The organism is Streptomyces sp. NPDC002676, from assembly GCF_053592455.1.
This window is the reverse complement of sequence record NZ_JBSFVT010000001.1, coordinates 916,304-939,130: the sequence shown is the minus strand read 5'-3', so window position 1 is coordinate 939,130 and position 22,827 is coordinate 916,304. Positions and strand designations below refer to the sequence as shown.

22 protein-coding genes are annotated in these 22,827 nt (G+C 71.6%); 12 read left to right on the top strand and 10 right to left on the bottom strand.

The window, feature by feature from the left end:
- Positions 1-53 precede the first annotated feature (53 nt).
- Entirely contained in the window at positions 54-1,640 is a 1,587-nt protein-coding gene (locus ACWD3E_RS04470) for an MFS transporter (RefSeq protein WP_451386027.1), read from the bottom strand.
- A gap of 209 nt (positions 1,641-1,849) precedes the next feature.
- On the opposite strand from ACWD3E_RS04470, the gene panB reads away from it, so the two are divergent.
- From panB to ACWD3E_RS04455, 3 genes are all read left to right on the top strand, one after another.
- The gene (gene panB / locus ACWD3E_RS04465; protein ID WP_451351172.1) at positions 1,850-2,716 is read left to right on the top strand and encodes a 3-methyl-2-oxobutanoate hydroxymethyltransferase; all 867 of its coding nucleotides are present in this window, start codon (positions 1,850-1,852) and stop codon (positions 2,714-2,716) included.
- A gap of 205 nt (positions 2,717-2,921) precedes the next feature.
- Positions 2,922-3,947 (top strand): ATP-binding cassette domain-containing protein, encoded by a 1,026-nt coding sequence (locus ACWD3E_RS04460; protein WP_451386026.1) that lies wholly within the window; start codon positions 2,922-2,924, stop codon positions 3,945-3,947.
- Positions 3,944-4,789 carry an ABC transporter permease gene (locus tag ACWD3E_RS04455; protein WP_451386025.1) on the top strand — a complete coding sequence of 282 codons (846 nt, stop codon included), beginning with the start codon at positions 3,944-3,946 and terminating at the stop codon, positions 4,787-4,789. Before ACWD3E_RS04460 ends, ACWD3E_RS04455 begins: the two co-directional genes overlap by 4 nt.
- Positions 4,790-4,800: 11 nt before the next feature.
- Here the strand turns inward: ACWD3E_RS04455 and ACWD3E_RS04450 are convergent, their stop codons facing one another.
- Positions 4,801-8,073 carry a BTAD domain-containing putative transcriptional regulator gene (locus ACWD3E_RS04450; protein WP_451386024.1) on the bottom strand — a complete coding sequence of 1,091 codons (3,273 nt, stop codon included), beginning with the start codon at positions 8,071-8,073 and terminating at the stop codon, positions 4,801-4,803.
- Between the two features lie 14 nt (positions 8,074-8,087).
- A complete protein-coding gene (locus ACWD3E_RS04445; RefSeq protein ID WP_451386023.1) occupies positions 8,088-8,576 on the bottom strand; it encodes a DUF6578 domain-containing protein in 489 nt (162 codons plus the stop codon).
- A 118-nt stretch (positions 8,577-8,694) separates the two neighbouring features.
- Here ACWD3E_RS04445 and ACWD3E_RS04440 point away from each other — a divergent pair, with 118 nt between their 5' ends.
- Entirely contained in the window at positions 8,695-9,495 is an 801-nt protein-coding gene (locus tag ACWD3E_RS04440) for a site-2 protease family protein (protein WP_451386022.1), read from the top strand.
- Here ACWD3E_RS04440 and ACWD3E_RS04435 read toward each other — a convergent pair.
- From ACWD3E_RS04435 to ACWD3E_RS04425, 3 genes are all read right to left on the bottom strand, one after another.
- Complete coding sequence (locus tag ACWD3E_RS04435; protein ID WP_451386021.1) at positions 9,485-9,676, bottom strand: hypothetical protein; 192 nt, start codon at positions 9,674-9,676, stop codon at positions 9,485-9,487. The genes ACWD3E_RS04440 and ACWD3E_RS04435 overlap by 11 nt on opposite strands.
- 62 nt (positions 9,677-9,738) lie before the next feature.
- Positions 9,739-10,452 (bottom strand): NADPH-dependent F420 reductase, encoded by a 714-nt coding sequence (gene npdG / locus ACWD3E_RS04430; RefSeq protein WP_451386020.1) that lies wholly within the window; start codon positions 10,450-10,452, stop codon positions 9,739-9,741.
- 37 nt (positions 10,453-10,489) lie between these two features.
- Entirely contained in the window at positions 10,490-11,569 is a 1,080-nt protein-coding gene (locus tag ACWD3E_RS04425; protein ID WP_451386019.1) for a sialidase family protein, read from the bottom strand.
- 155 nt (positions 11,570-11,724) lie between these two features.
- On the opposite strand from ACWD3E_RS04425, the gene ACWD3E_RS04420 reads away from it, so the two are divergent.
- Together ACWD3E_RS04420 and ACWD3E_RS04415 are read left to right on the top strand one after the other, a co-directional pair.
- Complete coding sequence (locus ACWD3E_RS04420; protein ID WP_451386018.1) at positions 11,725-12,321, top strand: hypothetical protein; 597 nt, start codon at positions 11,725-11,727, stop codon at positions 12,319-12,321.
- A gap of 155 nt (positions 12,322-12,476) precedes the next feature.
- Positions 12,477-13,745, top strand: a complete 1,269-nt coding sequence (locus ACWD3E_RS04415; RefSeq protein WP_451386017.1) for an MFS transporter — start codon at positions 12,477-12,479, stop codon at positions 13,743-13,745.
- Here ACWD3E_RS04415 and ACWD3E_RS04410 read toward each other — a convergent pair whose 3' ends face one another.
- Positions 13,746-13,979: a hypothetical protein gene (locus tag ACWD3E_RS04410; RefSeq protein WP_451386016.1), complete on the bottom strand. Its 234-nt coding sequence runs from the start codon at positions 13,977-13,979 to the stop codon at positions 13,746-13,748.
- Between the two features lie 58 nt (positions 13,980-14,037).
- On the opposite strand from ACWD3E_RS04410, the gene map reads away from it, so the two are divergent.
- Together map and ACWD3E_RS04400 are read left to right on the top strand one after the other, a co-directional pair.
- Complete coding sequence (gene map, locus ACWD3E_RS04405; RefSeq protein WP_451386015.1) at positions 14,038-14,895, top strand: type I methionyl aminopeptidase; 858 nt, start codon at positions 14,038-14,040, stop codon at positions 14,893-14,895.
- 128 nt (positions 14,896-15,023) lie between these two features.
- Positions 15,024-15,671: a biliverdin-producing heme oxygenase gene (locus tag ACWD3E_RS04400; protein ID WP_451386014.1), complete on the top strand. Its 648-nt coding sequence runs from the start codon at positions 15,024-15,026 to the stop codon at positions 15,669-15,671.
- Positions 15,672-15,688: 17 nt separating this feature from the next.
- On the opposite strand, the gene ACWD3E_RS04395 is transcribed toward ACWD3E_RS04400, so the two are convergent.
- On the bottom strand, positions 15,689-16,333 hold the full coding sequence (locus ACWD3E_RS04395) for a PhzF family phenazine biosynthesis protein (RefSeq protein ID WP_451386013.1): 645 nt from the start codon (positions 16,331-16,333) through the stop codon (positions 15,689-15,691).
- A 198-nt stretch (positions 16,334-16,531) separates the two neighbouring features.
- Here ACWD3E_RS04395 and efeO point away from each other — a divergent pair, with 198 nt between their 5' ends.
- The 4 genes from efeO to ACWD3E_RS04375 are packed head-to-tail and all read left to right on the top strand — an operon-like array spanning position 16,532 to position 20,813.
- Positions 16,532-17,668, top strand: a complete 1,137-nt coding sequence (gene efeO, locus ACWD3E_RS04390; RefSeq protein ID WP_451386012.1) for an iron uptake system protein EfeO — start codon at positions 16,532-16,534, stop codon at positions 17,666-17,668.
- Positions 17,669-17,695: 27 nt separating this feature from the next.
- On the top strand, positions 17,696-18,973 hold the full coding sequence (gene efeB, locus ACWD3E_RS04385) for an iron uptake transporter deferrochelatase/peroxidase subunit (protein WP_451386011.1): 1,278 nt from the start codon (positions 17,696-17,698) through the stop codon (positions 18,971-18,973).
- Between the two features lie 3 nt (positions 18,974-18,976).
- Positions 18,977-19,849 (top strand): iron uptake transporter permease EfeU, encoded by an 873-nt coding sequence (gene efeU / locus ACWD3E_RS04380; RefSeq protein ID WP_451386010.1) that lies wholly within the window; start codon positions 18,977-18,979, stop codon positions 19,847-19,849.
- Positions 19,809-20,813 carry a hypothetical protein gene (locus ACWD3E_RS04375; protein ID WP_451386009.1) on the top strand — a complete coding sequence of 335 codons (1,005 nt, stop codon included), beginning with the start codon at positions 19,809-19,811 and terminating at the stop codon, positions 20,811-20,813. Before efeU ends, ACWD3E_RS04375 begins: the two co-directional genes overlap by 41 nt.
- A gap of 15 nt (positions 20,814-20,828) precedes the next feature.
- Here the strand turns inward: ACWD3E_RS04375 and ACWD3E_RS04370 are convergent, their stop codons facing one another.
- Positions 20,829-21,572 carry a bifunctional DNA primase/polymerase gene (locus tag ACWD3E_RS04370; protein ID WP_451386491.1) on the bottom strand — a complete coding sequence of 248 codons (744 nt, stop codon included), beginning with the start codon at positions 21,570-21,572 and terminating at the stop codon, positions 20,829-20,831.
- Positions 21,573-21,778: 206 nt separating this feature from the next.
- Positions 21,779-22,762, bottom strand: a complete 984-nt coding sequence (locus ACWD3E_RS04365; protein ID WP_451386008.1) for a small ribosomal subunit Rsm22 family protein — start codon at positions 22,760-22,762, stop codon at positions 21,779-21,781.
- Positions 22,763-22,827: the final 65 nt, after the last annotated feature.

The window sequence follows — 22,827 nt, the reverse complement described above, 5'->3', positions numbered from 1 at the left end:
CTCGGGCAATCCTCTCGCAACCACCTCCTTCTTCCGTGGAGTCCTGCTCGATCTCAGTCCTTGGCGTTCACCAAGTCCGGTTCCGGCCTGCTCTGCTGACCGGCCGGCGGCTTGCCCGGCAGGAACAGGGCGACCACCACGGCGCCGAACAGCGCGACGCCCATGCCGCACAGGGCGGTGACGTGCATGGCGTGCAGGAAGGCGTCGTCGGCGGGTGTGACCAGCGCCTTGCCCTGGGGGCCGAGCTTCTGGGCGATGCCCAGCGTGGCCTCGATGGACTCGCCGGCGCTGTCGCGCAGGCCCGGTGGCAGCAGGCCGAGCCTGCCCTCGATGCCGTGGCGGTAGGCGGCGGAGAGCACCGAGCCGAGGACGGCGATGCCGAGGGCGCCGCCGACCTGGCGGAAGGTGTTGCTGAGCGCGGAGGCCGAGCCGGCCTTCTCGCGCGGCAGCGTCTGCATGATGACGACGGACATCGGCGTCATGATGTGCGCCATGCCGGCGCCCATGAGGAAGAAGACGACCTCCAGCAGCCAGATCGGCGTGTCGGCCTCGAACGTCGCGAACGCGGCGAGCGTCGCGGCGACCAGCACGAGGCCGGCGGTGGTCGTGGCCTTGTTGCCGAACCGCTGGACGACCAGCCGCGCGCGCGGCGCGAAGGTCATCTGCGCGGCAGCCAGCGGCAGCATCAGCATGCCTGACTGGAGCGGCGAGTAGCCGCGCACGCTCTGGGTGTAGAAGACGCCGAAGAACGTGACGCCCATCAGCGCGAAGAACACCAGCGCGATGGCGCTCATGGCGGCCGAGAAGACCTTGTTCTTGAAGTAGGTGACATCCAGGGACGGGTGGTCGCTGCGCTTCTCGAAGACGACGAAGGCAGCGAGGACGGCGAGACCGGCACCGATGGTGGACAGCACGGTGGTGTCGGTGAAGTCGGCCAGCTCACCGCCCTTGATGATGCCGTAGACCAGCAGGACCAGGCCCACGACGGACAGCGCCACGCCCACGGGGTCGAGACGGCCCGGGTTGGGATCGCGGGAGTCGGGGACCAGCCACAGCATCAGGGCGAGCGCGACGATCACGATCGGCACGTTGACGAAGAAGACCGATCCCCACCAGAAGTGGTCGAGCAGGAAGCCGCCCGTGATCGGCCCGATCGCGATGGCGAGGCCGACACCGCCCGCCCAGATGCCGATGGCCTTGGGCTGCTCGTCGCGCTCGAAGACGTGCATGAGCACCGCGAGGGTCGCGGGCATGACGAACGCGGCGCCGAGGGCCATCAGGGCGCGGAAGGCGATCAGCTGACCCGGGGAGCCGGACTCGGCGGCCAGGGCCGAGCCGATGCCGAACACGAGCAGCCCGCCGAGCAGGACCTTCTTGCGGCCCAGGCGGTCGCCGACCAGGCCCGCGGTGAACAGCAGGCCCGCGAAGGCCAGGGTGTAGGCGTTGATCGCCCACTCGATCTCGCTCTGCGTGGCGCCGAGGCCGGTCGGCGCGGGGCTCGCGATGGTCTTCACGGCGACGTTCAGGATCGAGTTGTCGAGCACGACGATGAGCAGGCTCAGCATCAGCACGCCGAGGATCGCCCAACGGCGCCGGTGCACGGCTTCCGGTATCCGGGAGGCAGGGGCGGGCGTTGTCATACGTCCGAGCGTACGCTCATTTCGATACGACACCGTCTCGTATCTAAATTCCTTTGCCGAGGTATTGCGCGGCGGGGCTTCGGTCGCGGTCGACACGGCTGAAGGGATCACAGGGCCTCCCCCTGGCTCTCCTTGGCACGAAGTGCCACCATGGAGTCGATCCGGGGACGCCGTCAGGGCGCCTCGAGATGACTGAAGGAGCCGTTGCCATGACGCAGCTTTCGGCTGCCCAGAACAAGCCTTCCGACGGCAGCAAGGCGCTGTACGGAGGGAAGGGCACCCGCCGCATCACCGTGCGCGACCTCGCCCTCGCCAAGGAGCGGGGCGAGAAGTGGCCCATGCTCACCGCCTACGACGCGATGACCGCGTCCGTCTTCGACGAGGCCGGGATCCCGGTGATCCTGGTCGGCGACTCGGCGGGCAACTGCCACCTCGGGTACGAGACGACCGTGCCCGTCACACTGGACGAAATGACGATGCTGTCCGCCGCCGTCGTACGCGGCACGCAGCGCGCCCTGATCGTGGGCGACCTGCCCTTCGGGTCCTACCAGGAGGGTCCGGTGCAGGCGCTGCGCTCGGCGACCCGGCTGGTCAAGGACGCCGGGGTCGGCGCGGTCAAGCTGGAGGGCGGCGAGCGCTCGCACGAGCAGATCCGGCTGCTGGTCGAGGCCGGGATCCCGGTGATGGCCCACATCGGCCTGACCCCGCAGTCCGTCAACGCGATGGGCTACCGCGTGCAGGGGCGCGGCGAGGAGGCGGCACAGCAGCTGCTGCGCGACGCGAAGGCCGTGCAGGACGCGGGCGCGTTCGCGGTGGTACTGGAGCTGGTTCCGGCGGAGCTGGCGGCCGAGGTGACGCGGGTACTGCACATCCCGACGGTCGGTATCGGCGCCGGCCCTGAGACGGATGCGCAGGTGCTGGTGTGGACCGACATGCTCGGGCTGACGAGCGGGCGGGTCCCGAAGTTCGTCAAGAAGTACGCGAACCTGCGTGAGGTCATGGGCAACGCGGTGAAGGAGTTCGCGGAGGACGTCGTCGGCGGGGCGTTCCCGCTGGAGGAGCACTCCGTCCACTAGGCCATTGCGGCACAGAGGCAGCCCGCCGATCTTCCCCCGTCGGCGGGCTGCCGTGCTTTGCGCCTGAACCGGCGCCGCTCTCGCGGAGGTGGTCGCTCGCCGTCGTGGTGGCTCAATTGATGGTTGCGGTGGTCGTCGGGGAGTTGTCGGTGGCTGTCGGTCACCTGTCGGCGGTTTGTCGGTCGGCGCTGACAACGTGTTCCACATGACGCGAATCGACGACAGCCCCGCCGGCGGGCGTTCCGCCGTGACCGTACGGGGACTGGTCAAGCACTACGGCGAGACCAAGGCACTGAACGGTGTCGACCTGGACGTCCGCGAGGGCACCGTGATGGGTGTCCTCGGGCCGAACGGCGCCGGCAAGACCACCCTCGTACGCATCCTGTCCACCCTCCTCACCCCCGACGCCGGGACGGCCACCGTGGCCGGCTACGACGTCGTACGCCAGCCCCGCCAGCTGCGCCGGGTCATCGGCCTCACCGGGCAGTACGCCTCGGTGGACGAGAAGCTCCCGGGCTGGGAGAACCTGTACATGATCGGGCGGCTGCTGGACCTGCCCCGCAAGGAGGCCCGCGCCCGCGCCGACGAGCTGCTGGAGCGGTTCTCCCTCACCGAGGCCGCCAAGCGCCCGGCGAGCACGTACTCCGGCGGTATGCGCAGGCGGCTGGACCTGGCCGCCTCGATGATCGGCCGCCCGGCCGTGCTGTACCTGGACGAGCCGACGACCGGTCTCGACCCCCGCACCCGCAACGAGGTGTGGGACGAGGTCAAGGCGATGGTCGGCGACGGCGTCACCGTGCTGCTCACCACCCAGTACATGGAGGAGGCCGAGCAGCTCGCCTCCGAGCTGACCGTGGTGGACCGCGGCCAGGTCATCGCGAAGGGCGGCATCGAGGAGCTGAAGGCCAAGGTCGGCGGGCGCACCCTGCGCATCCGGCCGCTCGACCCGCTGGAGCTGAGCCCGCTCGCCACGATGCTGGACGAGCTGGGCGTCACCGGGCTCGCGAGCACCGCCGTGGACAACGAGACCGGGTCCCTGCTGGTGCCGGTCCTCAGCGACGAGCAGCTGACCGCGGTGGTCGGCGCGGTCATCGCCCGCGGGATCACCCTCTCCTCCGTCACCACCGAACTCCCCAGCCTGGACGAGGTGTTCCTGTCCCTCACCGGCCACCGTGCCGGTGATGCGCAGGACGCCGTCGCCGCCGACTCCCGCGAGGAGGTCGCCGCATGAGCGCCGCCACCACCACCGTCACCGCGACCGACGTCGCCGCCCCCGCCCACAACCTGAGCGACATGCGGATTCCGCTGCGCGGGCATCTGCGCCACACCAGCGCGCTGATCCGCCGCAATCTGCTGTGGATCCGCCAGGACCCCGAGTCGATGTTCGACGCGCTGTTCATGCCGATCGTCTTCACGCTGCTCTTCGTGTACGTCTTCGGCGGCTCGATCGGGATGGCGCTGGGCGGCGGTCAGGACCGGTACGTGCAGTACGTCATCCCCGGCATGCTGGCGATGATGAGCATGACGATGTCGCAGGGCGTCGGCACCGGCTTCAGCCAGGACTTCAACAGCGGTGTCATGGACCGCTTCCGGTCGATGCCGATCGGGCGCGGCTCGGTGCTGTTCGCGAAGATCGCGGTGGAGCTGGGGCGGATGCTGTTCGCGACCGCCATCCTGATGGTCGTCGCCGTCCTGGTCGGCTTCCACATCCACCACTGGGCGGGCCTGTTCGCGACCGTCGGTCTGGCCGCGCTGTTCGCCTCCTCGATCATGTGGGTGTTCCTCACCCTCGGTGTCGTCCTGAAGAACGCGCAGTCCGTGCAGGCGATGGGCTTCCTGGTGCTGTTCCCGCTCCAGTTCGGCTCGTCCATCTTCGCCCCGACCAAGTCGATGCCGGGCTGGCTCCAGCACTTCACCGACTACAACCCGCTGTCCACGCTCGCGGACTCGGCGCGCGGTCTCATGCTGGGCGGTCCGGTCGCGCACGACGTGTGGGTCACGCTGATCTGGTCGGTGGGCATCACCGCGGTGATGGCACCGATCGCCATCCACAAGTTCCGTACCAAGCTCTGACCCCCGCCGGGTCAGACCAGGGCGGTGGCCTCCGCGAGGGAGAGGCCACCGCCCTCGGCGTACGCCGCCGTGTACGACTCCTCGTCCAGCGCGGCCCGGATGGACTCCTCGGTGAGGTCGTGCACCCGCTTCTCCACACCGGTGGACACATGGCCGGACGGCAGCAGCGCGTCGGCGGCGGCCAGGATGCGGGCGGCGTCGGCGGCGCGGCTGCCGCCGTCGACGCCGGCGAGGGCCGCCGCCGCGACCGTGAGGCAGACGGAGTGCATGTGCGGGACGACGGCCTCGGACAGCGGGTCCACGGCGAGGCCCAAGGCGCCGCGGACCCGGGTCAGGGCGTCCTCGAACCGGCCGTCGAGGGTGTCCAGCCAGGCCTCCTGGACGAGGATCATGGCGTCGAACACGATGAAGTGCGACATCCTGAACTCTTCGCGCAACAGCCGGAGTTGCTCGCGCGCCTCGGCCGTCCGGTCGGTCAGGCCGAGCCAGCAGGCAAGGAAGAGCCGGGCGGCGGGCATGGCCTCGTTGTGGGCGCCGTCGTGGCTCGCGACGACGTCCCAGAGCATCCGCTCGCCGCGTTCGGTCTCGCCCGCATCCATGAGCACGTTGCCGAGACGGGAGCGCAGCATGCCCAGCTGGGCGCGGGCGCCGAGGCGTTCGGCGTGCTCGATGGCCTCCGAGTAGTCGGCGGCGGCCTGCTCGTAGGCGCCCTTGCGCTCGTGGGACTCGCCGCGGGCGGACAGCGCCTCGGCGGCGCCCCAGCCGTCGCCGAGGCGGCGGCAGATCTCCAGGGCCTCGTCGGCGTCGCGGGTGGCGTCCCCCGCCCACGCGGTGCGGTTGGCGAGGATGTTGGCGCGCAGGTACAGGGCTCCGGCCAGCTCCCACTCGAAGCCCGGGGTGTCCCGGCAGGTCTGCACGACCGCATCGGTGATCGTCCGCAGCCGTTCGGCGCCGCCGGTCAGCATCTCGGCGAAGATCCACATCATGCCCGGGGCGCGACAGGTCTGCGGCAGGCCGGGCTCGTAGACCTGGGTGACGACGCGCAGCTTGGCCTGCGCCTCGGGGGTCTGCCAGGCCTCCATCTCGATGTCCATGCAGGCGAGATGGGCGAGGTGGACACCGCGCCGGGCCTCGGCGAGGACCTCGCCGGTGTACGGCGGCGGGGCGTCGGTGCAGCGCTGCCACACGGGCTGGGCGTGGCGCACCGGTTCGGCGAACGGGTCGGGGCCGAGCGCCATGACCTCCCGGCTCCAGGCGCGGGTCTCGTGGCGCTGGTCGCGCATCTGCCAGAACCAGTGCAGGGACAGCACCAGGCACAGGCCCTCCTGCTCGTCGCCGAGCGCGACGGCGTGCCGCAGGGCGGTGCGCAGGTTCTCGTACTCCAGCTGGAACCGGGCGATGGCGGCGCTCTGTTCGGGGCCGCGCAGCAACGGGTCGGTGGTGCGGGCGAGTTCGCGGTAGTACGTCAGATGCGCGCGCTCGGCCTCGGCGCGGCGCCCGGTCTCGGCCAGCCGTTCGGCGGCGTACTCTGCGACGGTCTCCAGCAGCCGGTAGCGCATCGCGCCGTCCGCCGAAGGGGCGGCCACCACCAGGGACTTGTCAACCAGGGAGCCGAGCGCGTCCAGGGCGACCGGGCCGCACACGGCCTCGGCGGCGGCCAGGTCGCAGCCGCCCGCGAAGACGGACAGCCGGGACAGGACGTCGCGTTCGTCCGCGTCCAGCAGCTCCCAGGACCAGTCGACGACGGCGCGCAGGGTCTGCTGGCGGGGCAGCACGGTGCGGCTGCCGGAGGTGAGCAGCCGGAAGCGGTCGTCCAGCCGGTCGGCTATCTGGCGGGGCGTCAGCATGCGCAGGCGGGCCGCCGCCAGCTCGATCGCGAGGGGCAGGCCGTCGAGCCGCCGGCAGATCTCGGCGCAGGCCGCCGGGTCGCCCTCGGCGCTGAATCCGGGGCGGGCCGCGGCGCCCCGCTCGGTGAGCAGGCGCAGCGCGACCGGCTCCGGCAGCGGCTCCACGGGCCGCAGCAACTCCCCTGGCACACCTAGGGGTTCGCGGCTGGTGGCCAGTACGGTCAGCTGGGGGCAGCGGGCCAGCAGATGCTCCACGAGCCGGGCGGCGGCCTCCACGACGTGCTCGCAGTTGTCGAGGATGAGCAGCATCCGGCGCCGGGCGCAGTGCTCCACGAGCCGGTCGACGGGGTCGTCCCAGTCGCCCACCGCGCGCATGGTCTCGACACCGGCGCCGTACAGCACGGTCTCGCGGGCGCCGATCGCGGTGAGCACGGCCTGCGGGACGGCGTCCGGTTCGTCCACGGGTGCCAGTTCGGCCAGCCACACCCCGTCCCGGGCAGTGTGCCGTACGGCCTCGGCGGCCTCCTGCGACAACCGGGTCTTCCCGGCGCCGCCGGGGCCGAGCAGGGTGACCAGCCGGGCCGCCCGGAGGTCGGCGCCGATGACCTCGATGTCGGCCTCACGGCCGACGAAGGAGGTGAGCCGGGCGGGCAGGTTGCCGAGCGCCTCCGGAGCCGGAGGGTGCGCGGGGGGCTCGGGTTCCGCGGCGGGCCCGGCCAGCAACTCGGCGTGTAGCGCGCGCATTTCGGGCCCCGGGTCGGAGCCGAGCCGGTCCGCGAGGAGTCGTCGTACGTCCTCGTAGGCGGCGAGCGCCTGGGCCGGGCGGCCCGCGTCGCGCAGCGCGCGCAGGCGCAGCGCCTGGAGCGGCTCGTCCAGGGGGTGGCTGTCGCACAGGGCGGTCAGCTCGGGCAGGGACTGCTCGCCGTGCCCGAGGGCGAGGGCGGCGGTGTGCCGGGCGCGCAGGGCGTCGAGCCGGCGGGTGTCCCAGCGGGCCGCCTCGGCGGTGTGGTCGGGCAGGTCGGCAAGGGCGGGGCCGCGCCACAGGGCGAGGGCGTCGTCCAGGACGACCGCGGCCTTGGCCGGGTCGCCGTCGGCCAGGGCGCGCAGCCCCTCGCCGGTCAGCCGGTCGAACCGGCCGAGGTCGATGTCGTCGGGCGTGGCGTTGAGCCGGTAGCCGCCGTCGACGGAGGCGACGGCGTCCGCGCCGAGCGCCCGGCGCAGCCGTCCGACCAGCGCCTGGAGGGCACCGGCGGCGTCGGCGGGCGGGTCGGCGCCCCACACCTCGTCCACCAGCACGCCTGCCGGCACGGTACGGCCGGCCCGCAGGGCGAGCACGGAGAGCAGGGCACGCAGCCGCGTCCCGCCGACCGGGAGCTGCGTGCCGTCGGGACGGAGTGCCTGGGTGGAGCCGAGGAGGCGATAGCGCACGGGGTCCATTGTCTCCGGTGCCGTCAGAAACGGTCACCGGGCTGCGGCGGTGTGGCGTCCGGGACTTCCAGGGTGACCAGGACACCGACGGCACGGCGGACACGGTACGGCACCCGCCGCGGTGGCGGTTCCTCGTCCTCGAACTCGTCGAACCACTTCGGGCAGGCGTCGAGGGGCTCCTGGGTCCGTCCGCCGGGCACCGGTTCCAGCTTGCGCCCGGTCCCGCGGATGACCAGCGTCCCGGGTTCCGGGTCGGGAAGCTCGACGGCGCGGGGGTCGTGGTGGGCCAGGTACTCCTGCCGCACCAGGTCGACAGAGCGCACGCGCCCGGCGGTCGGCCGGTCGGGGCCGCCGTGGTTCTCCACCCACGCCTGTGCGCCGTACCCGACGCCGTCCCGCGGGGCCTTCGCGTCGTAGGCGACGAGCTTCCAGGCCACCGTGTCCCCCACCGCGAAGGGCGTGCCGCAGCACTCCATCTGCCAGTCCTCGTAGAACACCCTCATCAGTGCCATTCCTTCACCCTCCAGGAACCGGACGGCAACCGCGAGACGTTTTCCCGGCGAGCCCCGGCCGGGTACGGTCGGCCTCTTGGCCCGATCCCCGCCGACCGCACCCTCCAGGAGCCTGCCGATGACCACCGCCACCACCCGCCCCGGAGAGCGCCGGATCAGTCCGGTGTTCCTCGGGATCCTGGCCGTCACGGCGGTGACCGGCTGGGCCACCTGGACGGGGTTCGCCGCGAAGCCGGGCGTCGCGGTGTTCCTGTTCGTGACGGCGGCCTGGATCGTCTCCCTGTGCCTGCACGAGTACGCGCACGCGCGCACCGCCCTGCACAGTGGCGACATCACGGTCGGCGCGAAGGGCTACCTCACGCTGAACCCGCTGAGATACACGCACGCGGCGCTGAGCATCGTGCTCCCGGTGCTGTTCGTGATCATGGGCGGGATCGGTCTGCCGGGCGGGGCGGTGTTCATCGAGCGGGGCCGCATCCGGGGCCGCTGGCGGCACAGCCTGATCTCGGCGGCGGGCCCGCTGACGAACGTGCTGTTCGCGGCGGTGTGCACCGCGCCCTTCTGGCTGCACGCCCTTGACGGGGTGCCCCGCGGCTTCCGGTACGCGCTGGCGTTCCTCGCCCTGCTCCAGGTGACGGCGGCGATCCTGAACTTCCTGCCGGTGCCGGGCCTGGACGGCTACGGCGTCCTCGAACCCTGGCTGTCGTACGGCATCAAGCGCCAGCTGGCGCCCTTCGCGCCGTTCGGGCTGCTGTTCGTGTTCGCGCTGCTGTGGCTGCCGTCGCTCAACCACGCGTTCTTCGACCTGATCCACTCGCTCCTGCGTGACCTGGGCGTCGGCGAGGACGAGACGTACTGCGGATACGACCTGTTCCGCTTCTGGCGGGAGAGCGACCCCTACTGCGCGGTCAGCCCGTGACCGACTTGTTCCCCTGACCGGTGGCCCGGCCGCGCTTGTAGTAGTACCAGCTCATGTTGGAGGACACGCCCGCCATCATCACCCAGAAGATCCCCAGCCAGCTGCCCTGGGCGAAGGAGACGACGGCCGCGGCCACGGCGAGCACGCAGACGGCGAGGGTGCAGAGGGCGATGCGGGGCATGACGGGGGGCTCCGGCTCCTGTCGGGGGGACACTGCTACGACCACCAGTGTCCCCCATGGGCTCAGACGTCCGTGACGCGGAGCCCGGCGTGTGCCTTGTAACGGCGGTTGACGGAGATCAGGTTCGCGACCAGCGCCTCGACCTGGTGGGCGCCCCGCAGCCGGCCCGCGAACACGCCGCGCATGCCCGGGATGCGCCCGGCCAGCGCCTGAACGAGCTCGACGTCGGCGCGCTGCTCACCGAGCACCATCACGTCGGTGTCGATCTGCTCGATCTCCGGGTCCTCGAGCAGCACGGCCGACAGGTGGTGGAAGGCAGCGGTGACCCGGGAGTCCGGCAGCAGGGCGGCGGCCTGCTGCGCCGCGCTGCCCTCCTCCGGCTTCAGGGCGTAGGCGCCCTGCTTGTCGAAGCCGAGCGGGTTGACGCAGTCGACGACGAGCTTGCCGGCCAGTTCCTCGCGCAGCGACTCCAGCGTCTTGGCGTGGCCGTCCCACGGCACGGCGACGATCACGATGTCGCTGCGGCGCGCGGTCTCGGCGTTGTCGGCGCCCTCGATGCCGTACCCCAGTTCCGCGGCGGCGGCCTGGGCGCGCTCGGTGGCCCGGGAGCCGATGATCACCTTCTGGCCGGCCCTGGCGAGCCGGTAGGCCAGGCCCTTGCCCTGCGGGCCGGTGCCGCCGAGCACGCCGACGACGAGTCCGGAGACGTCGGGCAGGTCCCAGGGGTCCTTCGCCGGGGCCTTGGCGGGGGTCTGTGCGCTGTCGGTAGAGGTCATGGGCCGACTCTACGTCCGTGGCGCGGACGGCACCGGGTCAGGTGAGCCGCGTCACGGGCACCCGGCGGAAGGTGATCGTCTCGTAGGGATCGAAGTCCCCTGTCTCGTACAGGAGTCCGACGGTGTCCCGGTCGATCCGGACGAGGTCGGAGTAGGCGGCGGGCAGCCCGTCGAGGGTGACCGCCGTGCGCCAGGTGGTGCCGCCGTCGACGGAGGCGCGGATGGTCATCAGGGCGCGGGCGGCGGGGTCCGCGGGGGCGGAGAAGAGGAGCAGGTCGGGGTCGCGGAGCTGGAGGACGGAGGCCTCGCAGACGGGCGCGGTGAGCCCGGCCTGCGGGCGGAAGGGCTCGACCAGGGTCTTCCCGCCGTCCCTGGAGTGGGCGTCGGCGCGGTTGCCGGGTGAGGGCGAGTCGTTACGGGTGTTGAAGTAGACGCGGCCGTCGGGGAGTTCGGCGGCGGTGGTCTCGTTGACGTTGAGGTGTCCGCCGGTGTTCTCGTCCACGTAGCCGAGGCGCCAGCTCTCGCCGCGGTCGTCGCTGAGCAGGCAGTGGCCGCAGTTGTACCGGGCCTCTGAGCCGGTGTCGGTGCCGGTGGGCGGGACGGTGTGGTTGGCGGGGACGACGACGCGGCCGGTGCGCAGTTGCAGGGCGTGTCCGGGGGTGGTGGCGTACCAGCGCCAGCCGGGCTTCTTCACCTGCGCGGTGATCTCCCGCGGCGCGGACCAGGTCATACCGTCGTCGTCGCTGTGCTGCACCCAGACGCGCCGTCCGTCGGCGTCACTGACCTGGCCGAGCAGGATGGCGGGCTCGGTGGCGGTGGCGGCGGCCCGGATGTGCACGAGCAGGATGCGGCCGGTGTCGAGGACGACGGGGGCGGGGTTGCCGGCGAGGTTCTTGCCGTTGCGCGCGGCGACCGTCAACGGCCCCCAGGTACGGCCGCCGTCCGTGGACCTCTTGAGCACGATGTCGATGTGCCCGTGGTCGGAGGCCGAGCCGACGCGGCCCTCACAGAAGGCGAGCAGCGTGCCGGCCCGGGTGGCGACGACGGCCGGGATACGGAAACTCGCGTAGCCCTCGTGGCCGGCGCGGAAGGGGACGGTGACATCGGCATCGGTCATCGGGCGGCTCCTCGGTGCGAACGGGAGTGAACGGAGGTGAACGGGGGTGAACGCGAGTGGACGGGCGTTCGAGGCCGGGGGGCCCTTCCCCGGGGCGGGCGAATTCCCGGTGAACTTCCCGTCACGGGTGATGGGTTGCGGCAGGATGCCGTCGCATGGACGCCGTACGGGTCGCGCTGCTGCGGGAAGTGCTTGCCGGGACCGAGTGGTTGGGGGCCACCCGGAGATTCGCGGGGGTGCTGCGCGGCTCGGTGGTGGCGCACGGGGGCGGGCTGCTGCTCGTGGGCACGCCCGAGTACGAGCCCTGGCACCTGGCCGCGCACCTGGTCGACGAGGCGGCCTGGTCGGGCACACCGGAACTGGCACCCACACTGGTACGGCACCACGCGCGCCCTTCCGACCCCGCGCACCTGGCCGTCGGCCCGGGCCGGATCGAGGCGGCGCGCCGCGGCGAGACCCTGCTGGTCGTGGCCCCCGACGAGCCCGCGCCCCTCCTGGAACGGGTCCACGCGGCCCGCCGGGCCGGGGTGACGGTACTGACCCTCGGCATGGGCGACGGCGAGCTGGCGGCAATGGCCCACGACACGCTGCCCGTACCGGAGGGCGCGGAGCTGGACCTGGACAGCGTGCAGCACCTGGTGGGGGCGGCGGCGGGCGAGAACCGCGGCTCTCCGAGGGTTCGGCGGGGCTTCCGCGACCGCCTGTCGAGGCTGGCGGAAGCCATAACGGCACCGCCACCTGCCCCTTGGTGACTTCCCGGCCCACCCACCCACCCGGCGTACCGCCGTCGTGCCCTCCCAGCCGACCGAGACGGGTGGGCGGGTGGGAAGCGGGGTCTGGGGCGGAGCCCCAGTGGGTGCCTCGAAAAGCAGTTGCCCGGTGGTCGCGTCCGGCCGAGCATGCCTCAGTGACCCGCGCTCTCCTCCCCGACCTCGCCCCCTGGCGGGCCTCCGCAGACTTCCGTCGGCTCTGGTTCTCCGGCCTGATCAGCAACTTCGGCAGCTTCCTGACCTTCGTCGCCGTGCCGGTCCAGCTGAAGGACCTCACCGGCTCCGCGGCAGCGGTCGGCGCGATCGGCGCCGTAGAGCTGCTGCCCCTCATCGTCTGCGGACTGTACGGCGGCGCCCTCGCCGACGCCCTGGACAAGCGCGGGCTCATCGTCTGGACCGAGGCCGGCCAGGGCCTGCTCAGCGCGGCCCTCCTGCTCAACGCACTGCTGCCGCACCCGGCGGTGTGGCCGCTGTACGCCGTCGCCGCGCTCTCCTCCGCCCTGGGCTCCGTACAGCGACCCGCCCTGGACTCCCTGTGGCCCCGGATCGTGGCCCACGACCACATGCCCGCCGCGGCCTCCCTGAACTCCCTGCGCTGGACCGTCGGCGGGGTCGCCGGACCGGCGGTCGCGGGCGTGGTCGTCGCCTACGCGGGCCTCGGCTGGGCGTACACCGCCGACCTGCTCACCTTCGCCGTCTCGCTGGCGTTCATCCTGCGCATCGCCCCCTCCCCCGCCTCCCACGAGGCCGCGAAGCCCTCGCTGCGGGCCATAGCCGAGGGCGCCCGGTACGCGTGGAACCGCAAGGAACTCCTGGGCACCTACGTCGTCGACCTCGCGGCGATGTTCCTGGCCATGCCACTGGCCGTACTCCCGTTCCTCGCCGACGAACTGCACGCCGAGTGGGCCCTCGGGCTGATGTACGCGTCCGTTCCGGCGGGGGCGCTGGTGGTGAGCCTGACCAGCGGCTGGACCTCCCGGATCCACCGGCACGGGCTGATGGTGCTGGTGTCGGCCACCGGCTGGGGCCTGGCCGTCGCGGCGGCCGGCGTCTGCGGGAACGTCTGGCTCGTCCTGCTCTTCCTGACCCTCGGCGGCGGCTTCGACATGGTCAGCGGGATCTTCCGGTCCGCCATGTGGAACCAGACGATCCCGGACGAGCTGCGCGGCCGGCTCGCCGGGATCGAACTGCTCTCGTACTCGGTGGGCCCGCAGCTCGGCCAGGTCCGGGCGGGTGGGCTCGCCGCCTGGGCGGGCGTGCGGACGTCCGTCGTCTCCGGCGGCCTGGCCTGCGCGGGCGCGATGGGCCTGCTCGCCCTGTGCCTGCCGGGGCTCATGACGTACGACGCCCGGACGAACGAACACGCGGTACGGATGCGCGAGCGGCGCGCAGCCGTACAGGCGTGATCATTCGTCGTCGGCGTCCTCGCGGGCCGGCGCATCATGCCAGCGCGGGTCGGTCTCCCACTCCAGGTTGCGCTCGCGGGCGGTCTCCATCGCCTGCTCGGCCTCCGTCCGGGTGGCGTACGGCCCGAAGCGGTCCTTGGCCGGGCACTCCGGGCCCTCCTCGACCTTCTTGTGCTCCAGGCAGTAGTACCACTCGCCCGGCTTGCCGACGGTGCGCTTCTTGAACAGGGCCATGGACAGCTCCTCTCGCCAGGGACATGTTCCCCCATGTCCGCTGGTTAGACTCGCTGGCATGTCTGGCCAGTCGCTGCTCGTACCAGGGGAGCTGTCCCCCATCCGTTCGGTACCCGGAAACATCCGCCGCCCCGAGTACGTCGGCAAGCCCGCGCCGACGCCGTACACCGGTCCGGAGGTGCAGACCCCGGAGACCATCGAGGCGATGCGCGTCGCGGGCCGTATCGCCGCGCAGGCGATGGCCGAGGCCGCGAAGATCATCGCGCCCGGCGTCACCACCGACGAACTGGACAAGGTCGCGCACGACTACATGTGCGACCACGGCGCCTACCCGTCCACGCTCGGCTACCGCGGCTTCCCGAAGTCCCTGTGCACCTCGGTCAACGAGGTCATCTGCCACGGCATCCCGGACTCGACGGTCCTCAGGGACGGCGACATCGTCAACCTGGACGTGACGGCGTACATCGGCGGGGTGCACGGCGACAACAACGCCACCTACCTGGTCGGGGACGTGGACGAGGAGTCGCGGCTGCTGGTGGAGCGGACCCGCGAGTCCCTCGACCGCGCGATCAAGGCGGTCAAGCCCGGCCGGCAGATCAACATCATCGGCCGGGTCATCGAGTCGTACGCCAAGCGCTTCGGGTACGGGGTGGTCCGTGACTTCACCGGGCACGGCATCAACACGTCGTTCCACTCCGGCCTGATCATCCCGCACTACGACAGCCCGCACGCGACGACGGTCATGCAGCCCGGCATGACCTTCACGATCGAGCCGATGCTGACGCTGGGCACCCACGAGTACGACATGTGGGACGACGGCTGGACGGTCGTGACGAAGGACCGCAAGCGGACGGCCCAGTTCGAGCACACGCTGGTGGTGACGGACACGGGCGCGGAGATCCTGACCCTGCCGTGACACCGCCCCCGGTTTCGGCCCGCTCTCTTCGGAGGGCGGGCCTTTTTCATGCTCCCCGGCTGCTGATGTTTTTCCGACACCCTGTCGGTAAACTTGCCGACAGAAGGCCGGCAAACCGGGGAGTGCCCATGGAGTCGTTCTCGGCCCTCATCCGCACCACGTCCCACGAGCAGCACGGGAAGGTGAAGACGTCGACGTTCATGACCGACCTGCTCGGCGGCCGGCTGGGCGTGCCCGCGTACGCGCGCTACACCGAGCAACTGTGGTTCGTCTATGAGGCGTTGGAGAGCGCCACCGAGCAGCTTTCGGCGGACCCGGTGGCCGGCCCCTTCATCCGCCCTGAACTCTTCCGGCTGCCCGCGCTGGAGCGGGACCTGGCGCATCTGCGCGGGCCGGGGTGGCGGGCGGACCTGTCCGCTCTGCCCGCCACGCGTGCGTACGCGGACCGGATCCGGGAGTGCGCCGAGCGCTGGCCCGGCGGCTATGTGGCCCACCACTACACCCGCTACCTCGGCGACCTGTCCGGCGGCCAGATCCTCCGCGACAAGGCGGAGAAGACGTGGGGCTTCGCGAAGAAGGGCGACGGCGTCCGCTTCTACGTCTTCGAGGGGATCGCCAACCCCGCCGCGTTCAAGCGGAGTTACCGCGCCCTGCTGGACGCGGTCCGGGCGGACGACCTGGAGCAGCAGCGGATCGTAGCCGAGTGCAAGCGGGCGTACGCGCTGAACACCGGGGTCTTCCGGGCCCTGGGCGAGGAGTTCCCGCTGAGCGCCTAGCGCTCGGCGCTCAGCGCTCAGCGCTCCAGGAACACCCGGCCGCCGACCTCCACCCAGCCGTGCGGCTGCGGAGCCGTCAGGATCTGGGAGCCCCTCCCCTGCGTGATGTTCAGCGCCCGGCCCAGCTGGTCGGTGAGGAGCAGGGCCGCCGCGCCCGTCGCCTCGTCCTCCTCGATGCCGTCGTCGCGGCCGGGGAAGGCGCGGGCGCGGACGCGGCCGGCCGCCTCGTCCTCCCAGGCCCAGGCGTAGATCCACTCGCCCGGCGGGGGGACGTCGAGGGCGTCGACCTCGGCGGCGGTGGCGTACTGGCGCAGGGTGCGCGGCGGGGCCCACTCCGCCCGTGCCTCGATCCAGCTGAACTCGCCGTCCAGCCGGGTCCCGACGACCCCGGCGGGCGTGACCAGTTCGGGTACGTCCAGCAACCAGGCCGTGCCGACGCAGGGGTGACCGGCGAAGGGCAGGCGCAGGGTGGGGGTGTAGATGTCGATGACCCCGCGCTCGGGGTCGTCCACGAACACGGTCTCGCTGAAGCCGAGTTTGGCCGCCAGCTCCTGCCGGTCGCTGCGCTCGGGCATCACCGAGCCGTCGCGGACGACGCCGAGTTCGTTGCCGTAGCCGCCGTTCGGTCCGCAGAAGACGCGGAGCACGTCGTAGTCAGTCACTCGGAAATTGATACCCCCACCCCCCTACCCCTTGACTCTCCCTTTACTATTTGATGGCGTCGCTTTTGAGCCGTCGAGATCAAGCCGTGCCTGTGATCGTTCCGTGAGAGCTGAATCACGACACCGAGGGGTATAGGTAAGGCAAGCCTCATGTAAGTTAGGCCAGCCTCACCAGACCAGATTCGCCTTGGAGCCTGCATGCGAGCCGTCCGACTGACCGTCACCGCCGCCGCCACCGCGGCCGCTCTGACCGCCCTCTCGGCCTGCACCGCAAAAAGCGATGCCAAGGACGGCGATGCCATTCAGGTCACGGCCGCCGACTCCAAGTGTGAGACGTCCGCCAAGTCGGTCCCGGCCGGGCACGTCATGCTGAAGATCGAGAACAAGGGCTCCAAGGCCACCGAGGTCGAGATCGTGTTCCCGGACGACCGGATCGTCTCCGAGAAGGAGAACATCGGGCCGGGTACGAAGTACACGCTCACCGCCGAGGTGAAGGCCGGGTCGTACGAGATCGCCTGCCGCCCCGGCATGAAGGGCCACGGCGTCCGGCAGAAGCTCACCGTCACCGGCTCCGGCACGAGCGCCCAGCACGACCCGAAGCTGGACAAGGCCGTCGCCGGCTACCGCCAGTACGCGCAGGACCAGGCCGACCAGACCCTGCCTCTCGTCGAGACCTTCGTGAAGGCCGTCAAGGCCGGTGACCTGGACGCCGCCAAGAAGGCCTACGCCCCCTCCCGCCTCGGCTGGGAGCGGACCGAGCCGATCGCCGAGTCCTTCGGTGACATCGACCCCAAGACCGACACCCGCGCCGACGGCCTGGAGGCCGGCCAGAAGTGGACCGGCTGGCACCGGCTGGAGAAGTCCCTCTGGCAGGACAAGAAGATCGGCGGCGAGGAGAAGGCCCTCGCCGACCAGCTGCTCACCGATCTGAAGGACTGGCAGGGGCGGGTCGGCAAGGCCGTGATCACCCCGACCTCCATGGCCAACGGCGCCAAGGAACTGCTGGACGAGGTCGCCACCGGCAAGGTCACCGGTGAGGAGGACCGTTACTCGCACACCGACCTCGTCGACTTCAAGGGCAACGTCGAGGGCGCGCAGCAGGCGTACGAGCTGCTGAAGCCGGTCGCCGCCAAGAACGACCCCGCGCTGACCAAGGAGCTGGACAAGCAGTTCACCGCCCTCAACGCGCTGCTGGACAAGTACCGCTCGGGCAAGACCTCCTACGAGTTCGTCTCGTACGACAAGGTCACCAAGAGCCAGCGCAAGGAGCTGTCGGACGCGGTGAACGCCCTCGCGGAGCCGCTGTCCAAGCTCGCCGCCGCGGTCGTGAAGTAAGCAGAGGAAGGCAGAGGGGCAAGGGCGATGACCGAGACCGAGAAGACCGGGCAGGCCGGCGCGAGGAAGCCGTCGCGGCGCTCGCTGATCGGCTGGGGCGGGGCCGGGCTGGCCTTCGGTGCCGCCGCGGCCGGTGGCGCGGTGGCGATGAGCAGGGCCGGCCACGACGCCGACCCGGCCGCCGCCGACGCGGGCGGTGCGGTGGAGTTCCACGGCGCCCACCAGTCCGGCATCGCCACCCCGGTGCAGGACAGGCTGCACTTCGCCGCGTTCGACGTGAAGACCGAGGACCGCGACGAGTTCGTGCAGATGCTGAAGGACTGGACGGCGGCGGCCCGGCGGATGACCGCCGGCCACCCGGTCGGCGAGGGCGCCTACGACGGGCTCCCCGAGGCCCCGCCGGACGACACCGGTGAGGCGCTCGGCCTGAAGCCGTCCCGGCTGACGCTGACGATCGGCTTCGGCCCCTCGCTCTTCGACAAGTTCGGCCTCGCGGACCGGCGGCCCGAGGCGCTGGTCGACCTGCCCCAGTTCCCGGGCGACAACCTCGACAAGACGCGCACCGGCGGCGACCTGTGCGTCCAGGCCTGCGCGGACGACCCGCAGGTCGCCGTGCACGCGATCCGCAACCTGGCCCGCATCGGCTTCGGCAAGGTCGCCATCCGCTGGTCCCAGCTGGGCTTCGGCAAGACGTCCTCGACCACCCCGGACGCGCAGACCCCGCGCAACCTCATGGGCTTCAAGGACGGCACCCGCAACATCGCGGGCACCGAGACGGACCGCCTGAAGCAGCACGTGTGGGTCGGCGACCGCGACGAGGGCGCCAAGTCGTCCTGGATGACCGGTGGTTCGTACCTCGTCGCCCGGCGCATCCGCATGCACATCGAGACCTGGGACCGGACCCCGCTCCAGGAGCAGGAGGACATCTTCGGCCGGGACAAGAAGGAAGGTGCCCCGGTCGGCAAGGCCAAGGAGCACGACAAGCCGTTCCTGAAGGCGATGAAGCCGGACGCGCACGTGCGCCTCGCGCACCCCGACTCCAACAACGGAATCACGATCCTGCGCCGGGGCTACTCCTTCACCGACGGCACCGACGGCATGGGCCGCCTGGAGGCCGGACTGTTCTTCCTCGCCTACCAGCGGGACGTGCGCAAGGGCTTCATCCCGCTGCAGCGCAACCTGTCGGCACACGACGCGCTCAACGAGTACATCCAGCACGTGGGTTCGGCAGTCTTCGCCATTCCGCCCGGCGTCAAGGACTCCGGCGACTGGTGGGGCCGCACGCTGTTCTCGAAGGAGGCGTAGCCGGTGTTCTCCAACTACCTGATCGGCCTGCGTGAGGGTCTTGAGGCCTCGCTCGTCGTCTGCATCCTCATCGCCTACCTGGTCAAGACCGGTCGCCGGGACGCCATCAAGCCGATCTGGATCGGCATCGGCATCGCGGTCGCCATCGCGATGGGCTTCGGCAGCGCCCTCGAATTCGGCTCCGAGGAGCTGACGTTCGAGGCGCAGGAGGCGCTCGGCGGTTCGCTGTCGATCGTCGCCGTGGGCCTGGTGACCTGGATGGTGTTCTGGATGCGGCGCACCGCCCGGCACCTGAAGTCGGAGCTGCACGGCAAGCTCGACGCGGCCCTCTCGATGGGCACGGGCGCGCTGGTCGCCACCGCCTTCCTGGCCGTCGGCCGGGAGGGCCTGGAGACCGCGCTGTTCGTGTGGGCCTCGGTGCACGCGGCCTCCGACGGCACCCCGCGCCCGCTGGTCGGTGTGGCCCTGGGCCTCGCCACGGCGGTGTTCCTCGGCTGGCTGTTCTACCGGGGCGCCCTGAAGATCAACCTGGCCAAGTTCTTCACCTGGACCGGCGGCATGCTGGTCGTGGTCGCGGCGGGCGTGCTGGCGTACGGCTTCCACGACCTGCAGGAGGCCAACTGGGTCCCGGGCCTGACGAATCTGGCCTTCGACATCAGCGACACCATCGCGCCGGACAGCTGGTACGGCACGCTGCTGAAGGGCGTGTTCAACTTCCAGCCCGACCCGACGGTCCTCCAGGTCACGATGTGGGCGCTGTACCTGATCCCGACGCTCGCGCTGTTCCTCGCCCCGGTAGGGTTCGCCTCCGGGAAGGGGAAGGTGAAGGCACCTGATGAGCAGGGATCGCGGCCCTCGAAGGCTCCGCAGGCTTGACCGGCGCGTACTGACAGCGGCCTCGCTGACCGCGCTGTCGTCCGCACTGTCGTTGACGGCGAGCGGTTGCGTGGTGGTGCACGGGGAGCGCGAGATGCTCCCCTCCGCCACCCGCGCCGAGGCCGCCAAGGCGCTCGCCGCGTTCACGGACGCGTACAACAAGGCCGACGAGGCCTACGACAGCTCCCTGGACGCCGGCCAAGTCACCGGCGCCGTCCAGGACATCGACGGTGCCCGGCTCAAGGCCGGGCACGTCAACAGCCCGTCGGGGAACCCGAACCACACCCCGCTGAAGCTGACGGACGCGAAGTTCACGATCCCGAAGAAGGCCGGCTGGCCCCGCTGGTTCGTCGCCGACGCCCAGGGCAACAAGGGCGGAAACGCCCGTTGGCTGCTGGTGTTCACGCGGGGCGACCTCGGCGATCCCTGGCAGGTGGCGTATCTGACGCTGTTCGCGCCCGGATCCGTACCGGAGTTCAAGAAGGACAAGGACGGCTGGGCCGAGGCCGTACCGGCCGACTCCGCCCAACTGGCCGTCAAGCCCAATGACTTGAGCCAGGACTACGCCACCTATCTGCAGAGCGGCGGGAAGACCTTCGCGGACGGGCCCGAGACCAGCGGCCTGCGCACGGCCCGCCAGAAGGCGGCACAGAAACCGGGCCTGGTCCGGCAGTTCATCGACGAGCCGCTGACCCACGGGGACTACGCGCCGCTCGCGCTGCGCACGGCGGACGGTGGGGCGCTGGTGTTCTTCACCACGCACCACTACCAGAAGCAGACCGCCGCCGCGGGCACCTCCGTGCCCCAGCAGAACAAGGACGTGCAGGCCCTGACCAAGGGCGAGGTGAAGCAGTCGCTGACGCTGGAGTTCATCTCCAACGAGGCCGCTCTGGACCCGGCCGGAAGCGGCCCGGTGAAGCTGGTCTCGCAGCTCCAGGGCCTGACGGCCGCGCAGGGCGAATAGGCGGACAGCCCGGGCTCAGTGGCGCAGGGGCCAGGATCCGCGCGGGTGGTCGGCCTCCGCGTCGGCGTACCGGGCGCAGGCGTCGGTGAGCCCCTCCAGGAGGGTCAGCGGGTCGGGCAGCGCGTGCTCGGGGCCGCGCACCCAGCGCACCTGCTGGTCGTCGTCGCCGGGCAGCCGGGCGGGCGGTACGAGGACGTAGGAGCCCCGGCAGTGCCAGCGCAGGCCGGGGTGCTCGTCCATGGTCTCGGGGCGGCAGTCCAGCTCGCACGGCCACCACTCGTCCTCGTCCTCGGGGGTGCCGCGGGTGAGGGTGAAGAAGAACATGCGCCCGTCGTCGCCCTCGGCGACCGGCCCGACGTCGACCCCGGAGTCGAGCAGCCGCTCCAGCGCCTCCCGGCCGGCCTCCAGCGGCACGTCGAGGACGTCGTGGGTCATGCCGGTCGCGGTGATGAAGTTCGCCTGCGGCTGGTGGCGGGCCCAGCGCTCGATCTGGGCACGGTCGGTGGTGGACTGCGTCTGCCAGGCGAACGACACCGGGTGCCGGGCCGGGGTGGGACAGCCGACGCGGACGCATGAGCACCGGTAGCCGTCGGCGGGGTGCGCGGCGGGCGCGAGAGGCAGTCCCGCTGCGGCAGCGGCGAGCAGCAGGGCCTCACGGCCGCCGTCGTCGTCGGCGGCTGCCTCCTTCGGGCGGCGTCCGCGCAGCCACTGGGAGAGTTTGCCCTGCCGGCCGCTCCGGCCGCCGAACGTCGCGCTCATCAATCCCCTCGCCTCGCTGGGTGTGCGGACAGCATGCCTCATGGTCCCACCTTCATATGCCTCGGGGGGCCGAAGAGCGGATCCGGGGGCAGGGGACGAGACGCGGCTCACAGCGCCTCAGCGGGGGGCCAGGCCTTGGAACCGCTGCGGCGGCCGGCGTCGGGGGCGGGCTCGGTGACCATGGGGCCGACGCCGACAAGCCGCCCCTACGCGGGCGGCCAGGCATCGCCCCAGTCGGCGTCCCGGGCCTCCTTGTACAGGTCGCCGTGGCGCTTGGTGACCGTCGTGCGGCGCAGCTGCCCCTCGGCCTCGCACAGGTCGAGGAGCACCTGGCCCTTGCGGATCTGCGGGCGCCGGACCACGCGGGCGGGGGCCGGGTCGACGGGCAGGCGGGTGGCGGCGACATAGCTGAACTTCTCGTCCTCGTACGCCAGCGATCCGCCCTTGACCTGGCGGTGCAGCGAGGAGCGGCTGACCCGGGCGGAGAAGTGGCACCAGTCCTTGCCGGGCTCGATGGGGCAGGCGGCGCTGTGCGGGCAGGGGGCGGCGACGCGGAACCCGGCCCGGATCAGCCGGTCGCGGGCCTCGATGATCCGGTCGTAGCCGGCCGGGGTGCCCGCCTCCACGATCACCACGGTCTGCGCGGCGGAGGCGGCGGCGTCGACGAGCGCGGCGCGATCCGCCTCGGCGAGTTCGTTGAGGACGTACGACACCGTGACGAGGTCGGTGTCCTCGATGGTGAGCGCCGAGCCGATCCGGGCGCGCTGCCAGCGGGCGTCGCTCAGCGCGGGGTTGGCGGCGGCGATCTCCCGGCCGAGGGCGAGGGCGGGTTCGGCCCAGTCCAGCACGGTGACGCTGCGCTCACCCGGCCAGGTCGCCGTGACGGCCCAGGTGGCGGCGCCGGTGCCACCGCCGACGTCGACGTGGCTGGCGGGCGTCCAGTCGGGCACGGCTTCCGCGAACGCCTCCAGCGCGGAGTGGACCGCTTCGAAGGTGGCGGGCATGCGGTAGGCGGCGTACGCGGCCACGTCGGCGCGGTCGCGCAGGATCGGGGCGTTGGTCGGGGTGTCGCCCCGGTAGTTGGCGATCAGCCTCTCCACGGCTCCGGCGGCCTGGGACGGCGGCAGTCCCGCGAGCAGATCGGAGAGGGCGGCGCGGAGTTCTTCGGCCGGGGAGGCGGGGGCGTTCACCTGCCGATTGTATGGCTGGGCGGCACTGGTCCCGGCCTTCCGCCCGACTTGGCCGGCCGGGAAGC